Origin of the sequence: Trichococcus flocculiformis (assembly GCF_900113645.1) — a bacterium.
GTDB classification, from domain to species: Bacteria; Bacillota; Bacilli; order Lactobacillales; family Aerococcaceae; genus Trichococcus; species Trichococcus flocculiformis.
The window spans coordinates 18,309-35,766 of record NZ_FOQC01000016.1 but is presented as its reverse complement, the minus strand read 5'-3'; the positions used below and the strand labels follow the sequence as shown (position 1 = coordinate 35,766).

At 43.1% G+C, this 17,458-nt stretch carries 23 protein-coding genes; 20 read left to right on the top strand and 3 right to left on the bottom strand.

Annotated elements, in window-relative coordinates; genetic code table 11:
• Positions 1-137 precede the first annotated feature (137 nt).
• Together BMZ71_RS07535 and BMZ71_RS07530 are read right to left on the bottom strand one after the other, a co-directional pair.
• Entirely contained in the window at positions 138-1,295 is a 1,158-nt protein-coding gene (locus tag BMZ71_RS07535) for a site-specific integrase (RefSeq protein ID WP_086988531.1), read from the bottom strand.
• A gap of 59 nt (positions 1,296-1,354) precedes the next feature.
• Positions 1,355-1,987 (bottom strand): helix-turn-helix domain-containing protein, encoded by a 633-nt coding sequence (locus BMZ71_RS07530; RefSeq protein WP_086988532.1) that lies wholly within the window; start codon positions 1,985-1,987, stop codon positions 1,355-1,357.
• Between the two features lie 131 nt (positions 1,988-2,118).
• Between BMZ71_RS07530 and BMZ71_RS07525 the strand changes: the two genes are divergently transcribed.
• The 18 genes from BMZ71_RS07525 to BMZ71_RS07445 all read left to right on the top strand — a co-directional run bounded on the left by BMZ71_RS07525 (position 2,119) and on the right by BMZ71_RS07445 (position 12,430).
• Complete coding sequence (locus BMZ71_RS07525) at positions 2,119-2,337, top strand: helix-turn-helix transcriptional regulator (protein ID WP_143071405.1); 219 nt, start codon at positions 2,119-2,121, stop codon at positions 2,335-2,337.
• A 21-nt stretch (positions 2,338-2,358) separates the two neighbouring features.
• Complete coding sequence (locus BMZ71_RS07520; protein WP_086988533.1) at positions 2,359-2,640, top strand: helix-turn-helix domain-containing protein; 282 nt, start codon at positions 2,359-2,361, stop codon at positions 2,638-2,640.
• 203 nt (positions 2,641-2,843) lie between these two features.
• Positions 2,844-2,984, top strand: coding sequence for a hypothetical protein (locus BMZ71_RS14845; RefSeq protein WP_177187537.1), 141 nt, complete (start codon positions 2,844-2,846; stop codon positions 2,982-2,984).
• A 338-nt stretch (positions 2,985-3,322) separates the two neighbouring features.
• Positions 3,323-3,523, top strand: coding sequence for a hypothetical protein (locus BMZ71_RS07510; RefSeq protein ID WP_086988535.1), 201 nt, complete (start codon positions 3,323-3,325; stop codon positions 3,521-3,523).
• 108 nt (positions 3,524-3,631) lie between these two features.
• Positions 3,632-4,372 (top strand): conserved phage C-terminal domain-containing protein, encoded by a 741-nt coding sequence (locus BMZ71_RS07505; protein WP_245734402.1) that lies wholly within the window; start codon positions 3,632-3,634, stop codon positions 4,370-4,372.
• A gap of 17 nt (positions 4,373-4,389) precedes the next feature.
• Positions 4,390-5,259 (top strand): ATP-binding protein, encoded by an 870-nt coding sequence (locus tag BMZ71_RS07500; protein WP_086988537.1) that lies wholly within the window; start codon positions 4,390-4,392, stop codon positions 5,257-5,259.
• A complete protein-coding gene (locus BMZ71_RS07495; protein WP_086988538.1) occupies positions 5,256-5,522 on the top strand; it encodes a hypothetical protein in 267 nt (88 codons plus the stop codon). The genes BMZ71_RS07500 and BMZ71_RS07495 overlap by 4 nt, the downstream gene beginning before the upstream one ends.
• Positions 5,523-5,547: 25 nt before the next feature.
• Positions 5,548-6,678 carry a tyrosine-type recombinase/integrase gene (locus BMZ71_RS07490; protein WP_086988539.1) on the top strand — a complete coding sequence of 377 codons (1,131 nt, stop codon included), beginning with the start codon at positions 5,548-5,550 and terminating at the stop codon, positions 6,676-6,678.
• A gap of 86 nt (positions 6,679-6,764) precedes the next feature.
• Entirely contained in the window at positions 6,765-7,004 is a 240-nt protein-coding gene (locus tag BMZ71_RS07485; protein WP_143071404.1) for a hypothetical protein, read from the top strand.
• Complete coding sequence (locus tag BMZ71_RS07480) at positions 7,001-7,327, top strand: hypothetical protein (RefSeq protein WP_086988541.1); 327 nt, start codon at positions 7,001-7,003, stop codon at positions 7,325-7,327. The genes BMZ71_RS07485 and BMZ71_RS07480 overlap by 4 nt, the downstream gene beginning before the upstream one ends.
• Before the next feature lie 199 nt (positions 7,328-7,526).
• A complete protein-coding gene (locus BMZ71_RS07475; protein WP_086988542.1) occupies positions 7,527-8,066 on the top strand; it encodes a hypothetical protein in 540 nt (179 codons plus the stop codon).
• Positions 8,067-8,104: 38 nt separating this feature from the next.
• Positions 8,105-8,563 carry a hypothetical protein gene (locus tag BMZ71_RS07470; RefSeq protein WP_086988543.1) on the top strand — a complete coding sequence of 153 codons (459 nt, stop codon included), beginning with the start codon at positions 8,105-8,107 and terminating at the stop codon, positions 8,561-8,563.
• Between the two features lie 20 nt (positions 8,564-8,583).
• A complete protein-coding gene (locus BMZ71_RS07465; protein ID WP_086988544.1) occupies positions 8,584-8,847 on the top strand; it encodes a hypothetical protein in 264 nt (87 codons plus the stop codon).
• A 46-nt stretch (positions 8,848-8,893) separates the two neighbouring features.
• On the top strand, positions 8,894-9,181 hold the full coding sequence (locus tag BMZ71_RS07460) for a hypothetical protein (RefSeq protein ID WP_177187536.1): 288 nt from the start codon (positions 8,894-8,896) through the stop codon (positions 9,179-9,181).
• Positions 9,182-9,306: 125 nt separating this feature from the next.
• Positions 9,307-10,311 (top strand): phage major capsid protein, encoded by a 1,005-nt coding sequence (locus BMZ71_RS07455; protein ID WP_086988546.1) that lies wholly within the window; start codon positions 9,307-9,309, stop codon positions 10,309-10,311.
• A 14-nt stretch (positions 10,312-10,325) separates the two neighbouring features.
• The gene (locus BMZ71_RS07450; protein ID WP_086988547.1) at positions 10,326-10,955 is read left to right on the top strand and encodes a hypothetical protein; all 630 of its coding nucleotides are present in this window, start codon (positions 10,326-10,328) and stop codon (positions 10,953-10,955) included.
• Positions 10,956-11,221: 266 nt separating this feature from the next.
• Positions 11,222-11,395 carry a hypothetical protein gene (locus BMZ71_RS14840; protein ID WP_177187534.1) on the top strand — a complete coding sequence of 58 codons (174 nt, stop codon included), beginning with the start codon at positions 11,222-11,224 and terminating at the stop codon, positions 11,393-11,395.
• A 480-nt stretch (positions 11,396-11,875) separates the two neighbouring features.
• Positions 11,876-12,430, top strand: coding sequence for a hypothetical protein (locus tag BMZ71_RS07445; protein WP_086988548.1), 555 nt, complete (start codon positions 11,876-11,878; stop codon positions 12,428-12,430).
• A 953-nt stretch (positions 12,431-13,383) separates the two neighbouring features.
• On the opposite strand, the gene rpsD is transcribed toward BMZ71_RS07445, so the two are convergent.
• The gene (gene rpsD / locus BMZ71_RS07435) at positions 13,384-13,995 is read right to left on the bottom strand and encodes a 30S ribosomal protein S4 (RefSeq protein WP_068560083.1); all 612 of its coding nucleotides are present in this window, start codon (positions 13,993-13,995) and stop codon (positions 13,384-13,386) included.
• A 414-nt stretch (positions 13,996-14,409) separates the two neighbouring features.
• Here rpsD and BMZ71_RS07430 point away from each other — a divergent pair, with 414 nt between their 5' ends.
• Together BMZ71_RS07430 and BMZ71_RS07425 are read left to right on the top strand one after the other, a co-directional pair.
• A complete protein-coding gene (locus BMZ71_RS07430) occupies positions 14,410-16,128 on the top strand; it encodes a septation ring formation regulator EzrA (protein ID WP_086988550.1) in 1,719 nt (572 codons plus the stop codon).
• Between the two features lie 174 nt (positions 16,129-16,302).
• Complete coding sequence (locus tag BMZ71_RS07425; protein ID WP_086988551.1) at positions 16,303-17,439, top strand: cysteine desulfurase family protein; 1,137 nt, start codon at positions 16,303-16,305, stop codon at positions 17,437-17,439.
• Positions 17,440-17,458 lie beyond the last annotated feature (19 nt).

The window sequence follows — 17,458 nt, the reverse complement described above, 5'->3', positions numbered from 1 at the left end:
ATGGTGAAGGGTAATGCTTGTAATGCTTGTTACTACAGCCTTTTGGATGCGGTGCTGATCACAGGATATTTTTTTGACTACCAATTTGACTACCAAATGATTTATATCCTATGAAATCCATTCAAAAATAGGCTTTTTCACATGTTCATGAATTTAGCGAACCGGTCAGCCGTTTCCTCTTCTTGCTTTTTGGTGACGTGCGCGTAAATATTCATGGTAATCTCGATATTGGCATGGCCGAGCCGTTCCTTCACTTCCAGGACAGTTGCACCGGATTCAAACAATAAGCTGCAGTGCGTGTGCCGGAACTCATGTATTTTGATTTCTCTCACCTGGTACTTCTTGGCAATGGACCGCATCCAGTAAATAACGGAACTTGGCCGGATATGCCGATTGTACTGATTGGTGAATACCGGTTGTGTCTTATGGCTGGTGTTGAAGCCGAAAGCGAAGTAGACCTTTCTTTGTTCTTTGCGCCATGCCTTCAGGATATCGAGCGTGCGCTCATCCAGACTGATAATCCGCTTGGATGTTTTGGTTTTCGGAGTATTCACAATAACCCCTTTTTCCCCGATAGCAAGCGTTTTGTAAATGTTCAGCCGCTTGGATGAAAAGTCCACATCTTCCCAATTCAGGGCGAGAATTTCGCTCTTCCTGGCACCGGTAAAGGCAAGCAGCCGAAAGAAGGCGAGCTTCTTTAGTTCCGCTTCCTTTTCCACGCAATACAGGAAGTGAGCAAGCTCTTCCCGCGAATAGAAATCAATCTTCTTGTCCGCTGCATTACTTACAATTTTCTTTTTTACAGGAATTTGGATCTTGGCCATAGGGTTATCGCTGCAGATCCCGAGTGATATTGCATATTTGAAGATGGTGGATGCATAATTTTTGATCAGCTTAAACATGCCGATCTGGCCGGCCCAGGTATTCACGGCCTTTTGGCATCTGGGCACCGTTATTTTATCTATACGGTACCCGCCTAGTTGCGGTAAAATATAATCACGGAAAGCATATTTGGTTTGTCGGAAGGTGTTCTCCTTCACGCTATCCTTGTATTGATCTAACCACAACAAATACACGTCCTCAAATAAGGTTGTGTCATGCCTGGTAATTATGGAGCCGTTCTTTTCTATCTCAAGCTGCAAACGCGAGAGGGAAAGGGCGGCTTCTTTTTTTGTGCTGAAACCTCTCCGGGTGGTCCTTTTGGGTTTTCCGGTGAGCGGATCCGTGCCGACGTATAGGCTATACATGTAGGCCTTGGAACCGTCTTTTTTTGAATATTGTTTGATTGCTGGCATAATATCCTCTTTCTACCCTGGCAACGGCTTTAGAGGTGCCGGACGGATCCGGCGTAATATTATTTTTTGAGTCGATCCCTATACTTCGCGTATAGAGCGTTCAAACTATCGTTAGCAATTTCAATGATATTTTCTATGTCACTGTAGATATCGGTGTCCACACCGTTGTTCTGATATTCTTCTAATTCTCTCATCAATTCGGAAATACCCATTGAGATATTATTTAAAGCACCCTTATTCGTGAATTCCGTGCCCATTATTTTTCTCATACCTGTATCGGAAAATTCACTAATTATTTTGTTGCGAGCCGCATCTATTTCTCCGATAGCATAAAAATATTTCGCATGCCCCTTTTTTTTAACTTGGTTCATGGTTTTGTCGATTATCATTTTTCTGTTTTCATCGGAAAGACCATACATAAATTCATACTCCGGATCATATGTTAAACGTTCGATAAAGTTCCGAGCATAATCATCGAATGGACCATAAAGAAGTTCAGTAAGCGAAATATCGCCTAACCTCGCAATTATAGTCAAGCGCAAGACGTTCGGAAGATTAACGCCTCTTTCCCATCTAGATACTAGACTATCACTGGCACCATCAACTAAACTACCAAATTCTTTTGTGGTTTTTCCGAGTTTTTGACGTATAGATTTTATCCGAAAACCAACTTTCTTATTATCTACATCCAATTAATTCACCTCCTATGGTATACATTATACATTACGAAAGACGAAAAAAGAAGAAAATAACTTGACTAATGTATTTTAAACGTTTATTCTATAAATAGAAAGACGATTTAAGACGAAACGGAGGTGCTGTCATGTACAGCCGATTAAAAGGATTGCGCGTAATGCTTGGTAAAAAGCAAGATGATTTTGCGGAGTTACTTGGGATCACAAAACAGGCCTATTCTGCTAAGGAAAGGGGAAAGACTTCTTTTAAGGATACTGAAAAAATTATCCTTGCTGATTATATTATTTCCTATTTCCCTCAAGAGACAATTACGACTCTTTTTTTTGAAGAAGTTAAGACGAAATAAGAAGAAAGAGAGGCTGGTGAGATGGCTAGCAGCAATTTATCATTTGAATTTTCAGAAGGGGCGAAAGCCGAAATTAAAAACATGATTAAAGATCTGGCAAAAGAAGCCGTTGATGAAGTGCGTAACAACCCTATTGAGCGCAAACAGTATTTGAATAAATCCGAATCTCAAAAATATCTTGGATGCTCTTACGCGACCTTGCAGAAACTCATTGCTCAAGGCCTTCCTGTGATTCACATCGACGGCAAAATGTTGCTTTCGAAGTCCAGTATTGACAACTTTATGAAATCCATCGAGAAATAAGCAAAATCCCTGGCAACGGAATTTTAAATAATTGATGGATGCAGAAGGAGATTAACGTTTGATTATCACAAGTAAAGGTGGTGAGATTATGGATCCAGTAACTCAGGCTTACATAGCTGGCTGGTTAGTCGGATTTTTAACGTACGTGACTATGCGGACAGTGTGGAAATGCTTCACAGAGGATGAGAAAGGGGGATTAGACCATGAATAAACAGGAGCAAGAAGCTATTATGCGCATCAAGGAAAGCTTAAATGAGTTCCCTGATAATCGCATGGCTCAGCAGGTAACGAGTGAAGATCTTAGAATTTTGATTCGTTTGCTAGAAAAAAACGCAAAAAAATAGCCCCACAACATACCAAGAGCGACCAACTCAATGTTGTAGGGTGAAGGTTATACAGGCTTAGGCGCCTTTATTAGCCTTATTCTATCATAAATTCGAATAGAAAAGGGGAAATAGCATGGAAAATTTAAGTATTAACGAGCCAAGCGGATGGAACAACCGGGCTGATATCGGTAACCGGAAATCTTTTATACACGTTTTCGGCAGAGAGCCCAGGGATGTGCAAGAAGTCGATTCCTGGATTAATGATCTATTGGATGGATGCATAGGTAAGACAATTCGAGATGAAGATGAGTATACGCTGATCAATGGAGCGGTGCACTGCACAAGGTGGTTTCACTATGAATGATAATATGCCAAAAAATATAAGGGCGCGAACATACAAGAGTATTACGACGTTCGAACTTTTGGAGAAGTCTGCGGAAGAATGGAACAAATTAGCCGTGTCGCAGCGTCAAAAGATTTTCTTTCAACTCTTCGGCAAGATTCCCGAGAATGATCAGGAAGCTAGAAGAAAACTGGATAAATATTTCAAAAAGTGAGTTGGTGATTAAATGGCCGGGTGGATAAAACTATATCGAGAACTAGGGGATAAGCCTATATGGCTAGAATCTACGTCTGACCAGCGTTCTGTGTTGATGGCCTTGCTTATGATGGTTAATTACGAGCCGAACAAATGGGAATGGCAAGGTAAACAATATGAATGCATGCCCGGCCAGGTGATTACATCCTTACCAAAAATTGCAGAACGATCGGGCAAAGGTGTATCAATTCAGAATGTCAGAACAGCCTTAAAGCGATTCGAAAAACTAGGATTTTTAACAGACGAATCAACAAACAAAAATAGGCTTATAACCATTGTTAACTGGGCGATTTATCAGGGTTCAGATGATGAACCTAACAGGCAAACTAACAAGCAACTAACAGGCAACCAACAGGCAACTAACAGGCAACTAACAGCTATAAAGAATATAAGAACTAAAGAAGAGAAGAATAAAGAAGTAAAAGATATTGTCGAGCAGAAGCCCGACGACCCCATCCCATACCGGGAAATAATCGACTACCTGAATCAACAGACCGGAAAAAGCTTCAGGCATTCGGCAGCTGCCAATAAGAAGCTTATCAAGGCCCGATGGAACGAGGGGTACACTACGGATCAATTCAAGCGCGTAATTGATAACAAATGCCAGGACTGGATACATGATAGCAAAATGAATCAATATCTTCAGCCATCGACATTGTTCGCTGGGAAGTTTGATCGGTATCTCAATCAACGAAATCGAACGATTAACACAAAGAGCGTATCAGCCGAAGAAGAAAGAATCTTAGAACTTTCAAGGCAGCGCATGGATGCAATGGAAATGATAACCGATGATAGTGAGTTCTTCTAAGCGAGGGGGAAACAACAATGATGATCAACACAGCAAAAATAATGAGCAACAGAAAGGAATTCGAACGCGTGGCCATCGAGAAAGCCGGATTGCTGCCGACAGGCGAATATTCCAGCTGTGAATGGCATGGCAAGTTTGAACTATTCCAGATCCTGGCCACGGATGAAGTGGTATGCCCGAAGTGTTACCTGGAAAATAAAAATAAGCGCTTCGAGGTGGAAGAAACCACCGGCAGCCTTCAGTACCAAGACAAAGAGAAAAAACGCTATATGAAACGCTATTCCATATATGGCGGGAAGTCCTTTATCGACAAAGGTTTTAAAGGATTCGATGCCAAGACAAAGCAGGAACTTGAGACAAAAGACCAGGTAATGGCATTAAGCAAGGACATTGCAGGCGGTAAAGTAATGAATGTGATTCTGACAGGTCCGGCCGGAACCGGGAAAAGTCATATTAGTTATGCCATGGCCTTCAATATCAACGAAATGTCAGCCGAGCACCATAAGCAGCTATCTTGCTTGTTCGTCGATTTTACTACCCTGCTGGAACTGATAACAGCATCATACAGTAACACGGCCACGGACAAAAAAACAGCTGAATACTACTTGAATTTGCTGAAGATGCCAGATGTGTTGGTAATTGACGATCTAGGAACCGACACGGCCCGCGTGGATGCGAATAAGCAGGCATCAGATCACACCTACAAAACATTGTTTAAGGTCCTGAATGCTAGGGAAGGCACGAAAACGACGATTATCACAACGAACTTGACCTATACGCAGCTGAAGGCGACTTATGACGAGCGTATCACGTCAAGACTCTCAATGAATCTAAGGATAGTGGATTTCTCCATGATCCAAGACAAGCGGCCCGGATTCAGCCTATGAACACGAAAGTTTGGGTCATACACGAAAGCTTAGTAGTCGCAGAAATTTTATTCCAGCCGAATCTGAACGCTTTCGAGGTGAATACGCTAGACGGCAACCTGTTAGGGATCCTCTTTCCGCATGACAAAGAACATGAAAGTCGGATCCGTGAAGAACTAGCATCAGGCAGCATGAATTTTGATCAGCTGGCGATGGAGTGGCTATCAAAGGAAACAAGGGCGGTATTCGATAAAATGAAATTGAGGTGGATGCATCCTCACTAAATTAATTTCGAAAGGGTTGGTAAGTATGGCGAGTTACAACAAATTATCGACAGGTTGGCAGTTCCGTGTATCGTTCAAAGACGGTAGCAAGTACAAAACTAAATCAGGCAATGGCTATCCGACAAAAAAGGATGCACAGGCGGCCGCCGCGGAGGTTGAGCAAAGACTTCATAAGGGGCTGGACATAAAAGCCGGAGACGTGCCTTTTCCGGAATATTACAAGCAATGGGCTGAGGTGTACAAGCTAGGGAAGTTCAGCTTCGAGACGGACCGGAATTATCAAACGGCTATGCGCCTGGTAGATAAACATTTTGCCGGCTATCGCCTGAAGGACATTTCTAAGCGTGTATACCAAACGTTCATAAATACCTATGCAGAAACCCACTCAAAAGCGACTGTCAGGAAGATCCACAACAAAGTGGCCCCTTGCCTTCGTGAAGCTTTCCGGAGCGGAGACATTGCGCGGGATGTGGCCTATGGGATTCTGATTACCGGATCAGAGGGGAAGAAAGAGGCCGACAAATACTTGAACCAGGATCAAACTGAAAGATTGCTGGATGCGCTTATGGATGGTATTCAGCCGACGGACACCGCAAAACACGTATGCATCCTACAGCTGGCAACCGGCGCGCGAATCGGTGAAATCATGGCCTTAACCTTCGATTCCCTGGATTTCAAGCAAAACATGATGATCATTAACAAGTCTTGGGATTATAAGGACTCATTCGGTTTCAAATCTACCAAAAACAAGGAGAACCGGACCATTTCCGTTAATGACAATACAATGGCCCTCATGAAGACATTCGTTGACCAGGTGAAGCGGAACACCCTTAAGAACGGTGTTAAGAACCGGCATCACTTGATATTCGTTGGGGAAGGCGTGAACCCGCTCACGGTGGAGACGGTGAACAAGTGTTTGAAAGGGGCATGCATCAAAGCCGGCGTTCCTGCAATCACAAGCCATGGTCTGCGGCATACGCATGCATCGGTACTTTTGCATAACAACTTGGATATGCACTATGTTTCAGAGCGGTTGGGCCATAAGTCGCAGTTCACCACCGCATCCATCTATGCACACGTCATCAAGGAAGCGAGGGAGAAGGGCGACCAGCAAGCGGCGGCCATTACAAACGCGCTATTTGCCAGGGCGAAATGATCCGCTGGATGCATCCAAAAATACAAGACAAAAATATAGGATGGATGCGCGGACAGATTTCGCGCACTATCGAAAGGACAACCAACATGAAAATGAACATTGAATTTATAGACCCATCAAACGCAGCTGTCGAGATCCCCAAAACGGATGCTTATCTAAAATCAGCACAGATTATAGGCGAGAAATTGAACGCTTTAAACCTACCGAACCAACAGCATAATAGTTTTGTCAAGGACTTAGTAGAGCACACAGAGATAACGCGGCAAGAAGCATTCATGAGTGGCTTTTCAATGGCGTTAGATTTAGCAAAGGGGGCAAAAAAATGAGTAATCCAAACAAGGATAGCGTAACAAAAATAGATAAGTGGGGTTGCTGCTATAACAAGCACGGCAAACATGAGGGAAGCTTTGAATCAATACCAATGAGCAATGATGAAATAGTCCAATTATTTACCGAGTACGTAGCGGAGAAATTGCCCGCTTTGGTAGACCAGGAGCAGGATGGAACAACCTACACAATTACCACTATCATATTTAGGGACGTTGCAGGGCGCCTACAGGATAAAGGGCTGCGGTTAGTTGAGATCAGCAACAGCATCCATGAAAATTTTGAACTAAGAACCGAAATAACAGGCCTGATCTATTGTTGAAATTCTGGGTGTGTGCCAATTGACACGCACCTAGATTTATCGTGAAGCGCGACACCCTTCAGGAAACTCAATAACGAATAGTTATCGAGCAGAGAATAAAACAGTGCATGGATGCAAGTAATTCCGTTCGGCAATCGAAGGGATGTGATGATTATCAGATGAGAATAAAGAAACGTTGCTTTAGATCGGGGTGCTGTAAGTGATTAATAGCAAGTCAATAGCGCATTATTTTAAGTTGGCCAGAATCGTTAACAAGTGTGACCAGCGCATACGTGAATTACGTAAAGCATTCTTCAGTCAGACAATGAGTTCCTACATTACTTCTAACGGCTTAGAAATATTCTCTAAAGGATTTAATGTTGAATATCATGTTAGCAGCCTGGTTGATTATCAAAGAAGAATGGAGAAATATACAGAAATCTGCAAATTCAAATCTAAGCATTTTAATGAATATTTGAACACTTTGCAGCCAGATGAGCGGAAATACTTGAAAAAACGATATATGTACGATCCTTGGCCAGAGGATGGATGCGAGGAGCTGCACCCCAATGAAGAAAATGAATGGGTTGATAAGCACTGCTTAGAAATGATTTCAGAAATCGAGGAAGCCGTGTCCTATCGTTTCCTTGGGAAAAAGCCTTATATAGACGATGACTCGGACATAGACCAGGTATCAGAGGAAGAATTTGAGGAAGTTTTTGACAACGCGTTTTTAAAAATGATAAGCAGGTTGGGTTGATAAAGGAAAACCAACTAGGAAAAGGGAGCGGCGTATAAATGAGGTTTGACCAACAAGTGAAGAACCATACAGCAAGGTTGCTATTGAATAATTGGGTACATTACGAAAAAAACATTGAGGAATTACGGCCGCATGATTTGGAAAATGCGAAGATTTTCTTTGCAGGGCTGCAGAAGCTCACGCAAGAGGAACAAATATTTCTTGCCAGCAAGTACCGTCCGGCGAGGGGTAAGCGTATATCTGATAAATATATGGCATTCAGCAAACGCATGCCGCTTGAAGCGTATAAGCAGCGCAAGGTGGAGTGTGAAACAGCCTTACAGAATGCCATTATGAAATATTGCGAAGAGAACGAAAACATAGCGGATGAAGTGATAGCCGCCATGAGGTACTCTCACGAGATGTTGGCCAAAGATCGATTGTTACGCAAGGCCGTTAAAAGATATTGCACAGAGAACAACAATCGGCCGGATAAGTTTAAGTATCTATGGAAGTGATGAAAAAGAGGAGCGAGCCAATGAAAGAATTGACGATAAATCTTACAGGGAATTTTGTAGGCACAGCAGGAGTGACGAGTGATCGGATCCTATTCAAATTTAACGATGCAACGAGCGGACCGCAGCTTGTCGGCATCCATACAAAGAAAGCCTTCCTCCGGGATATTGATCTAAGACAGCAGTATGACGCGAAAGCGGAAATGAAGGTAATTACCCTGGGATTAACGGAAAATGGGCCAAAAGTAGCTAATATCCTGGATATATTGGAAATCGAAGCGCGATGAATCAATAGTGGATGCACTCAAAACTAAACTAAGGGAGCAAAAAAACATGAGAAGAAGATCAATGGATTTTATCGGGACATTCGAAGAAGAACTTTATGCCGGAGAATTGACACACTTGTATCAGTTCCGAGATTTATCTTTCGGCGACTTTCCGATTGGTGTAAGAACAAAGCGGGATTTTATCGACCAAATTGAAATCGGCCAACTTTGCCACATCAAGGTTGAGGTAAAGGGTCACAAAAAACCGCGTGAAGACGGATCACTTAGTTTGAGAGTGATATTAGATGCATTCTCTTTGGAGAATCTCAGAACGTTGCCAGAAGAAGAAAATTAGGCGCCTGGATGCAACGGAAACCGAAACGGATAAGAGCCGAACCAGGATAGATAAATGGGTGTGGATGCAGAAAATAGCTGATGCACTGAATCGATGCATCAGACCAAACAAAAGGAGATGGACGAATGAGTACAAATGATATTCAGAGAAATAGAATGAGAAATAAATTAATCAATATGAGATATGGAGATGCCGAACCTATGAATGAATACAATAAACGGAATCAAATTCACAACTTATTGCGAATCGAAGAAGTGCGTAACTTCTACAGTGACCTGCAAGTTAGATTGAGAAACGGCAGCCTTTCGAGAGCTGCGGAAATTGTTATTCCAGAAGAAGCCGAGGACAGCTTAACAGAATTAATCAAAGAGTATTCAGCCTTGTACAGTGAGGTACGTATGATCCCGATCGGCATCGATGGCCGGGCGGTTGTCAGCGTGGACGATGTGAAAGCCGTCTGGAGTTTTTCTGCCGACGTATTAACCGAAATGGATTCGAGCTTAGCAGCAGTCGAACTAGAAGATAATAAACTCGGATGCTTTACCAGCGTTCCTAACTCAACGCTTGAAAATACCTTGATTGATATGGCTTTGTATATCGAAGACTTGTTAGCGCAGGCAATGGCTTATGGCTTTGATGATGCAGTAATCAATGGAGTAGGTAACAATACATCTGTATTCGAGCCGCGCGGTATCATGATGAACCTACCAATCGCCAACCAGGTAACGCTGGCGATGGATGCCATGGATCAATCATCAGTCTCTCCGGGGCATATCCTGAATGAAATTTCTCTTATCACACCTGGCACGAAAGATGATATCGGGGAAGTTATCGCGGTCATGAAGCGCAAAACCTATTACAACTATGCAGCTGCCGGCGCCAACAGTTCGTTGCCTTATCCGAATCTGAACGGCGTCAGAGTGAAGTTTACTCCGGCTGTAGGTGATAAAAAGATTATCTTGGGCGACTTCAAGCAGTATGTGATGGGCAAACGCAGAGGGGTAAAGATTGCGAGTTCTGATCAAGTGAAATTCACCGATGATCAAACACTATTCAAAGTGTCTGGCCGCTTCGATGGCCAACCGCTTAACAATGCGGCATTCGTAGAAATCACAGATACAACAATTTAAGGGGGAATATGAGCATGAAAATCATTGACAAACGCGGAACAAAACAGGAAGAAACAGAATACAACGAACCTATTAAGAAGGTTGAGAAGAAGGATGAAACAATCATTGAGGTTTGGCCTGATTGGAGAATCTCGGGAGAATTGCGGATTATGAAAGAAGATCACGAGCGTTGGGGCAACGGAACACCAGTAGGAAGGACGGCATTTCTGCAGGCGGTCATCGAGAATAGAGACACCTTGGATGCAATCGAACTCCTGGACTATGACAGCACTAACGCTAAGCATCTGGCAGGACAAGATAAGTTAGTGCACCAAGTGGATCAGAAGACCCTTGACACGTTGAAGGCGGAGGCGCGGGCCTTGTCTATTAACCTAGATACATACATGAGAGCCTTGACATACTCATACGCCAAGAAGCTTCGGGATGCGAAAGCCGAGCGAGACCGGAAGGCTGAGGAGACCAGGGTTGCCAACACGCCATTGCATATCAACTTGCCATTGCCTAAGCGTCTGCAGTCTGCACTCTTTGCCAAGTATCCCTTGACAGAGGAGCAAGAGCAATCATTGGCTGAACATTCATTCATGATACAAGCTTATATCAAAGAGCGATTGCTTCAGCTGATTGAGGATGCAGCTGCAGAATAGTTTAACCCCCCCTCTAAAAAATAATTTTTTTAAAACCTTAACTCCCGGCGGTCAAAAATTTTTCCCTCCACAGGACCATTTCAGAGATAAAGGGGTGTCGAGCAAATGGACAGGGCGATGAGGTGGAATAAATTAGCGGTACAGCGCTTTTTCAAGGAAACGAGACAGATCCGGGCGCCTTGCTAAAATTGGCCAAAAACCCCAGAAAAATGGCAGGAATATTTGAGTTTTTGATAGCATACAGATCCGGAAAGGGGGTGATGATAATGTTATCCAGATCCAATGAACCAACTAACTTGAACTTGCGCTATGCAGATAGGGATCATCTTCAAGAACGTTACAAAGAATATCGAGAGTTGAAGCGCAAAAGAGAGATGCCGCTCAGTGAACGAAAAGCGGAGCTATTGAATAAGCTTCACAACGGCAATAAAAAGAAATGATATGGATGCATTACGTACGCGATAGCCAAACTTCAAACAAGAGATAGCGCCCCAGCATCCACACTCAAATCAAATAGCACAAACTGAACGAACGTAGCGTGATCTTCAAACCACGCAACAACATGCATATACCTGCAGTCGCTAACCACGATACCAGGTATATGTATTTTTTATTTGGTCCGGAGATGCACACAGGCATATTGATCAGAGTAGAGCCGAATTTTCGGCTGAAGTCCGGCAAACGGACCGCGAATCATATTCTGCGTACCTAATTTGAGTACGCAGGTATTAGGCCAATAATTGCACTCTAAGCGATTTTATAAATGGATAACACAAACACTCGAAAACAAAAAGAAACGACGAGATATATCAAGCGTTTCGCCTAGCTATTAAAATATGGGATATTTATAGCTTATTTACTGAACTGATTAGGGTTGCTGAAAATTCAGCAGACCTAATAATATATTAAAGAGGTGAATTATGAAACAAACGATAAGAACAGATGAAATAATACACGTTACGCACCCGATCAGTGTCCCATCTATATTGCAAAACGGGCTTATCCCAAACTATAGAGAGGGTCTGACTATAAACGAGGAAACAGACTTTTTGAATGAGATTCTGAACAAGCACAGACCAGGTAACATAAAATTAGATAGGACAGAATGCGTTTTTCTGTTATTTAAAAGAGATTATCTGCAGCATAAGCACACGGAAAAATTCTTAAGCGTTGATATGAGAGGCATTGACACAACAAAAACATCTGTATTCTCCAACTCAGTATTGACCGGGATAAGAAAAGCTATCCAATTTAATAGCGATGAACAAATAATTAAGGATATTTGTACCCTATATTGGAATTCGATTGTACCTTTCCCAATATTTTTTGATAAACATGATGAAATTGTTAGATTATGGGATAGGCAGATAGCCAATCAAAATATACAGCCATTCCCGTATGGACCGGAAATATTATACTTTGGAAAGATTAAACCAGAATTTATATCGTACGAAAGTAGTTCTAGAAAGGGGTGAACGATTCGTTCTATCCATGGATGCGAGAGGTTTCCTTAAAATTTAGGAGATCTGGGAAATTTTTCCAACGAGTACCGTCGTGAAATGCGACGGTATCGCAGCGGTTCCCATTGCAAAGCTATGTTCCCAAAACGGGAATGCAGGTATGCTCAAAAATGAGCCGACCCAAGAAGACGTGTCCAGAATTGGACAGATCTATCCACGACCTAGCAAACTGCTACCCCGGCCGATTGAATGAGCCCCCTAAAAATTGGTGAGATCTAAAAGTCGCATTTCGCGATGATAGGCCGAAAACTCGACCGATCTAATGGAGTCGCAAAGCGTGACTGCATCCAGCAACCTTGCTACACGAGTAACGGACAATTTTGTCCATAACCTAATGAACCCTCTCGATTTTGAGAAAGTTCCCGAAAGCAAAAGTACGTTGGGGGTTGTCCATAATTGGACAGACCTATTTACTTCAGCTCAAAAACGAGCTAATGCATCCAGACCCGAGCTGATCTTTCAGCTGGGGCCAAAGTTGGATTGAGCAATGAGCGGAATTTTCCGCCGATTACCCGACAGAACGAATCGTTCGCCCAAATATCTATGAGTCCCTGAAATAGGGATGCATCCACAAGCCGGGTAGGCGTTTCACCTTGTCAGGTTGCGTAATTTTCCGCAGCCCCTGCCGTCATTTAAAATGACATCATCTTTTGGCCATAACTAACGAACCCTGTCAAATTTGGCGGAGTTCAGATTTCACTGCGCAATTTTCCGCAGTGATATAAATTTACCTGGATGCAACAAAAAAGCCGCTCTCAATTAAGAAAGCGGCTCAGCCGTTGCCGTGGTTTTTGACTACCATTTGACTACCAAAGCACTCAATAATTTGAATGATCAATGTAAGAGGCAACAGGTAAAAGGTTGATATATCAGCAGTTTTAAACGCTATAAAACTGTATGAAATGCTATTAACCTAATTTGTTGTAGTATTCTACTACGAATGACTCATCGATTTCAGCTGGCAATTCTTCGCGAACTGGCAGACGGTTCAATGAACCTTCCAATTTTTCTTCGTCGAAAGTAATAAAGTCAGGACGTCCGAACAAAGCTTCAGCAGCTGCTTTAACAACTACCAAGTTTTTGGATTTTTCACGCAAGCCGATTACTTGGCCAACAGCCACTTCGTATGAAGGGATATCGACACGTTTGCCATCGACAGTTACGTGACCGTGGTTAACTAATTGACGTGCTTGACGACGAGTAGAAGCCAAACCTAAACGGTAAACTACGTTATCCAAACGTTGTTCCAATAAGATCATGAAGTTAACACCTTGTTTACCTTCTTTGATTTTACCAGCTTTTTTGAATAAAGTTGCGAATTGACGTTCGTTCATGCCGTACATGTGACGCAATTTTTGTTTTTCTTGCAATTGCATAGCATATTCAGATAATTTTTTACGGTTGTTAGGGCCGTGTTGACCTGGAACGTATGGACGACGCTCCAATTCTTTACCTGTTCCCAAAAGGGAGATGCCTAGACGACGAGCTTGTTTCCAACTTGGTCCTGTATAACGTGACATAATAAAATTCCTCCAATAAATGTTTGATTTTTGGAGTAAAATAAGAATGATAAGTCAGCAATGCGTGCAGGTCATCCTTCAATCTTCACCTTATGCAGCCGCAAGGGTACGCAATTGAACCATCTACAGATGGCGATGAACTGTTGACGCGGGTGCTTCTTTCTCGCTGCATTATTTTACACAAAGGTTATTGTACCAAACAAAATCATTAAATGCAATGAAAAAGTGATGATATTCATCGTTTGCACAGCGGTGGACCACTTGGGGTATTCCAAACGAAGGAATTAAGTTTCCAGATTATTTTCTGGTTTATGATTGGTTCTTTCTATGTTATACTAAAAAATGAGATATATTGGGCGTTTTCAATTTTAAATCAAATAAACGAAATTGTCGGAATAGGTGGAGGATTTATTGATGGAGTTTATATATTGGTTAGTAGCGATAATATTGTTAGTATTGGTCGGGTATGGTGCGATCATGTATTTGACAAGACAACAAGCGAATCGGATCAAAGCAATCGATGAGAAGAAACAAAAAGCGATGGCCATACCGGTGGCCGACAATCTGTTCACGTTGAAAAACATGAATTTGACAGGGCAAACGAAGCGCACCTATGAGAGTTGGCAAGCCACGTGGCAGACCATTACGCGTTTTCAGTATCCTGAAATTGAGGCGGCGCTGGTCAGTGCCGAACAATACATTCAACGCATGAATTTCATTAAGGCGAAGGAAGCCATCTCGCAAGCGGATCAATTGATCGACGAAACGAAGAACAGCGTCGAAAAAGTGAACAAGGCTCTCGAAAAGCTATTGGAAAGTGCGCAAGAAAACCGCAAAGAGTTGGAAGAAATCCAGGAACGATACAATAAAATCCGCAAGCAATTACTGGCGCACAGCTTTACATTCGGTCCGGCAATCGAAACGTTAGAGAAGAACCTGAATTACATGGAGTTGGATTTCACGAAATTCAATTCATTGACGAACGAGGGCGACCATATGGAAGCCAAAGAGATCTTGTCGCGTATCGAGCAAGATTTGTTGGTGATGGAAGAAGTTGTCGAAAAGATCCCTGAATTGAACGAAAAAATCAAGACCGAGTACGAAGAACAAGTGAGTGATCTGAAAGACGGCTACCAACGCCTGTTGGATGAAAAATACATTTTCGAAGGTGTAGATGTCTCAGCTGAGATAGCTGCGGTTGAAAAAGAAATCCAAGAAGCGAAAGATTCCATCGGCCTTGCCGATATCAATGAAGCAGGCAAGAAGATGGACAAGGTAGAACGCGACATCGAAGCAGTCTATGCTATCATGGAAAAAGAAATGGAAGCCAAAGAATTTGTAGGTCGTCACACTGCGAACCTGCAAAAGAAAATGGATCATGTCCTGCAGAGCAACCGTTATGTGTTGCTTGAAATCGATCGCGTCTCACAGAATTATTTCTTGAACAAAAATGAGCTAGGCCGAGCGCAAGAGTTTGAAGAGCAGTTACTGAAAGAAAATGAAGCCTTGCGTTATTACGACAAGATGATGAAGGAACACGAAATTTCTTACTCGGTTGTCCGCGAGTATTATGAAAAAATCAGTCAACGTCTTTCCGAAATCGACAAAGAACAATCTGAGTTGGTCAGCAACCTCAGTGATTTGCGCAATCGCGAAAAGGAAATCAAGGACAGCATCGATCTCTACGAATTGGATATGCGCAATATGAAGCGCACAATCGAAAAATACCATCTGCCCGGTTTACCGAAAATTTATTTGGATCTTTTCTTCTCAGTCACGGATCGCATCGAAGATTTGGCTTCCAAGTTGAACCGCGTGAAGATTGACATGGACGAAATCGATGCGATTTCGAAGATGTGCGAAGAGGATATTGAAATGTTGGATAACCAAACCCAAGCAATTGTGGACAATGCGATGCTGACTGAATATATGATCCAGTACGCAAACCGTTTCCGTCATTCACATGTGGAAATTGAAAATGCCATCAACAAAGCTTTAGTGCTTTTCCACCGCGAATATGACTATGAAGGTGCGTTGGAAGCCATACGAATTCCTTTGAACCGTATAGAAGCAGGGGCTGCCCGCAAGGTCGAAGAATCCTATCAGGAAGAAAAAAATCGCCGTTACTATTAAATACAGAATCAATAAGACGCAGGGGTCGGGACATTGTCTCGGCTCCTTTTCCGATGTTGTCGGATGCGAACGGAAGAAATTTAAGCCGTAAGCTTTTAATGGCCAGGCATTTTCTATATAATGGATAGGATGTCCCAACGACAGTGCAAAGTTATTAAGGAAGTGTAGATAAAAATGATTTATTTTGACAACAGTGCAACAACCAAAATGTATCCGGAGGTTCTGGATACTTACCGCAAGGTGAATGAACAATTTTTCGGCAATCCTTCCAGTCTGCACAGATTAGGCAATGAAGCAGATGCTTTGCTGCAGCAATCGCGCAAACAGATCGCCCAATTACTGGGTGCCCAGCCGGATGAAATTTTCTTCACGAGCGGCGGCACAGAGAGCGACAACTGGGCAATCAAAGGCACTGCGATGGAGAAGTTCGCTGCCGGGAAGCACATGATCGCTTCCTCTGTCGAACATCCCGCTGTCTCAAAATCGCTGGAACAGTTGGAAAAGTTAGGGTTTGAGATCACCTATCTGCCTGTCGATACTGACGGAATCATATCCGTTGAGGAGCTTGGGAAAGCGATAAGAAAAGATACGATCCTGGTGAGTGTCATGGCAATCAATAATGAGGTCGGCAGCATCCAACCAATCGAGGCTATCGGAGAACTGTTGGAAAATTATCCTTGGGTTCATTTCCACGTAGATGCCGTGCAGGCTGTGGGTGAATGCGTGCCGCTGATCCAACATCCTCGTGTGGATCTCTTATCGCTTTCAGCACACAAATTCCATGGCCCTAAAGGTGTCGGTATCCTTTATAAGAAACATGGTAAACGGATTGCACCGTTGTTGACTGGAGGCGGGCAAGAAGCTGGTATGCGCAGCACGACAGAGAATGTCGGCGGCGTTGCGGCAATGGCGAAAGCTTTGCGCATGACGCTTGAAAATGGTGCTTCAAGCCGCGAGCAGGAACAGTTGGTCCGGGGTAAGTTGTTTGCTGCCCTTTCGGAATATGAAGATGTCCGAATCTTTTCGCCCGAAGATGGCGCCGGGCATATCCTCTGCTTTGCCATGAAAGGCGTCAGGGGAGAAGTGATGGTCCATGCTTTTGAAAGCCAGGACATCTTCATTTCAACGACAAGCGCCTGCTCAAGCAGAAAGAAAGGCACACCCTATACGCTGGGGTCGATGGGCGTACCGCTTTCCTGGAGCCAGTGCGCAGTCCGGATAAGCCTTTCCGGCGAGAATACGCAAGCGGAAGCAGATGCCTTCATCGAACATTTTCGGACGCTGCATCAACAGTTCCAAAAGATACAATAGAATAATAACTGACAGATTG

Excerpts from the sequence above, each read along its gene's own strand:
- BMZ71_RS07535 (WP_086988531.1), bottom strand. The coding sequence starts at position 1,295 with ATGCCAGCAATCAAACAATATTCAAAAAAAGACGGTTCCAAGGCCTAC.
- BMZ71_RS07525 (WP_143071405.1), top strand. The coding sequence starts at position 2,119 with ATGTACAGCCGATTAAAAGGATTGCGCGTAATGCTTGGTAAAAAGCAA.
- BMZ71_RS07520 (WP_086988533.1), top strand. The coding sequence starts at position 2,359 with ATGGCTAGCAGCAATTTATCATTTGAATTTTCAGAAGGGGCGAAAGCC.
- BMZ71_RS14845 (WP_177187537.1), top strand. The coding sequence starts at position 2,844 with ATGAATAAACAGGAGCAAGAAGCTATTATGCGCATCAAGGAAAGCTTA.
- BMZ71_RS07510 (WP_086988535.1), top strand. The coding sequence starts at position 3,323 with ATGAATGATAATATGCCAAAAAATATAAGGGCGCGAACATACAAGAGT.
- BMZ71_RS07505 (WP_245734402.1), top strand. The coding sequence starts at position 3,632 with ATGATGGTTAATTACGAGCCGAACAAATGGGAATGGCAAGGTAAACAA.
- BMZ71_RS07500 (WP_086988537.1), top strand. The coding sequence starts at position 4,390 with ATGATGATCAACACAGCAAAAATAATGAGCAACAGAAAGGAATTCGAA.
- BMZ71_RS07495 (WP_086988538.1), top strand. The coding sequence starts at position 5,256 with ATGAACACGAAAGTTTGGGTCATACACGAAAGCTTAGTAGTCGCAGAA.
- BMZ71_RS07490 (WP_086988539.1), top strand. The coding sequence starts at position 5,548 with ATGGCGAGTTACAACAAATTATCGACAGGTTGGCAGTTCCGTGTATCG.
- BMZ71_RS07485 (WP_143071404.1), top strand. The coding sequence starts at position 6,765 with ATGAAAATGAACATTGAATTTATAGACCCATCAAACGCAGCTGTCGAG.
- BMZ71_RS07480 (WP_086988541.1), top strand. The coding sequence starts at position 7,001 with ATGAGTAATCCAAACAAGGATAGCGTAACAAAAATAGATAAGTGGGGT.
- BMZ71_RS07470 (WP_086988543.1), top strand. The coding sequence starts at position 8,105 with ATGAGGTTTGACCAACAAGTGAAGAACCATACAGCAAGGTTGCTATTG.
- BMZ71_RS07465 (WP_086988544.1), top strand. The coding sequence starts at position 8,584 with ATGAAAGAATTGACGATAAATCTTACAGGGAATTTTGTAGGCACAGCA.
- BMZ71_RS07460 (WP_177187536.1), top strand. The coding sequence starts at position 8,894 with ATGAGAAGAAGATCAATGGATTTTATCGGGACATTCGAAGAAGAACTT.
- BMZ71_RS07455 (WP_086988546.1), top strand. The coding sequence starts at position 9,307 with ATGAGTACAAATGATATTCAGAGAAATAGAATGAGAAATAAATTAATC.
- BMZ71_RS07450 (WP_086988547.1), top strand. The coding sequence starts at position 10,326 with ATGAAAATCATTGACAAACGCGGAACAAAACAGGAAGAAACAGAATAC.
- BMZ71_RS14840 (WP_177187534.1), top strand. The coding sequence starts at position 11,222 with ATGTTATCCAGATCCAATGAACCAACTAACTTGAACTTGCGCTATGCA.
- BMZ71_RS07445 (WP_086988548.1), top strand. The coding sequence starts at position 11,876 with ATGAAACAAACGATAAGAACAGATGAAATAATACACGTTACGCACCCG.
- rpsD (WP_068560083.1), bottom strand. The coding sequence starts at position 13,995 with ATGTCACGTTATACAGGACCAAGTTGGAAACAAGCTCGTCGTCTAGGC.
- BMZ71_RS07430 (WP_086988550.1), top strand. The coding sequence starts at position 14,410 with ATGGAGTTTATATATTGGTTAGTAGCGATAATATTGTTAGTATTGGTC.
- BMZ71_RS07425 (WP_086988551.1), top strand. The coding sequence starts at position 16,303 with ATGATTTATTTTGACAACAGTGCAACAACCAAAATGTATCCGGAGGTT.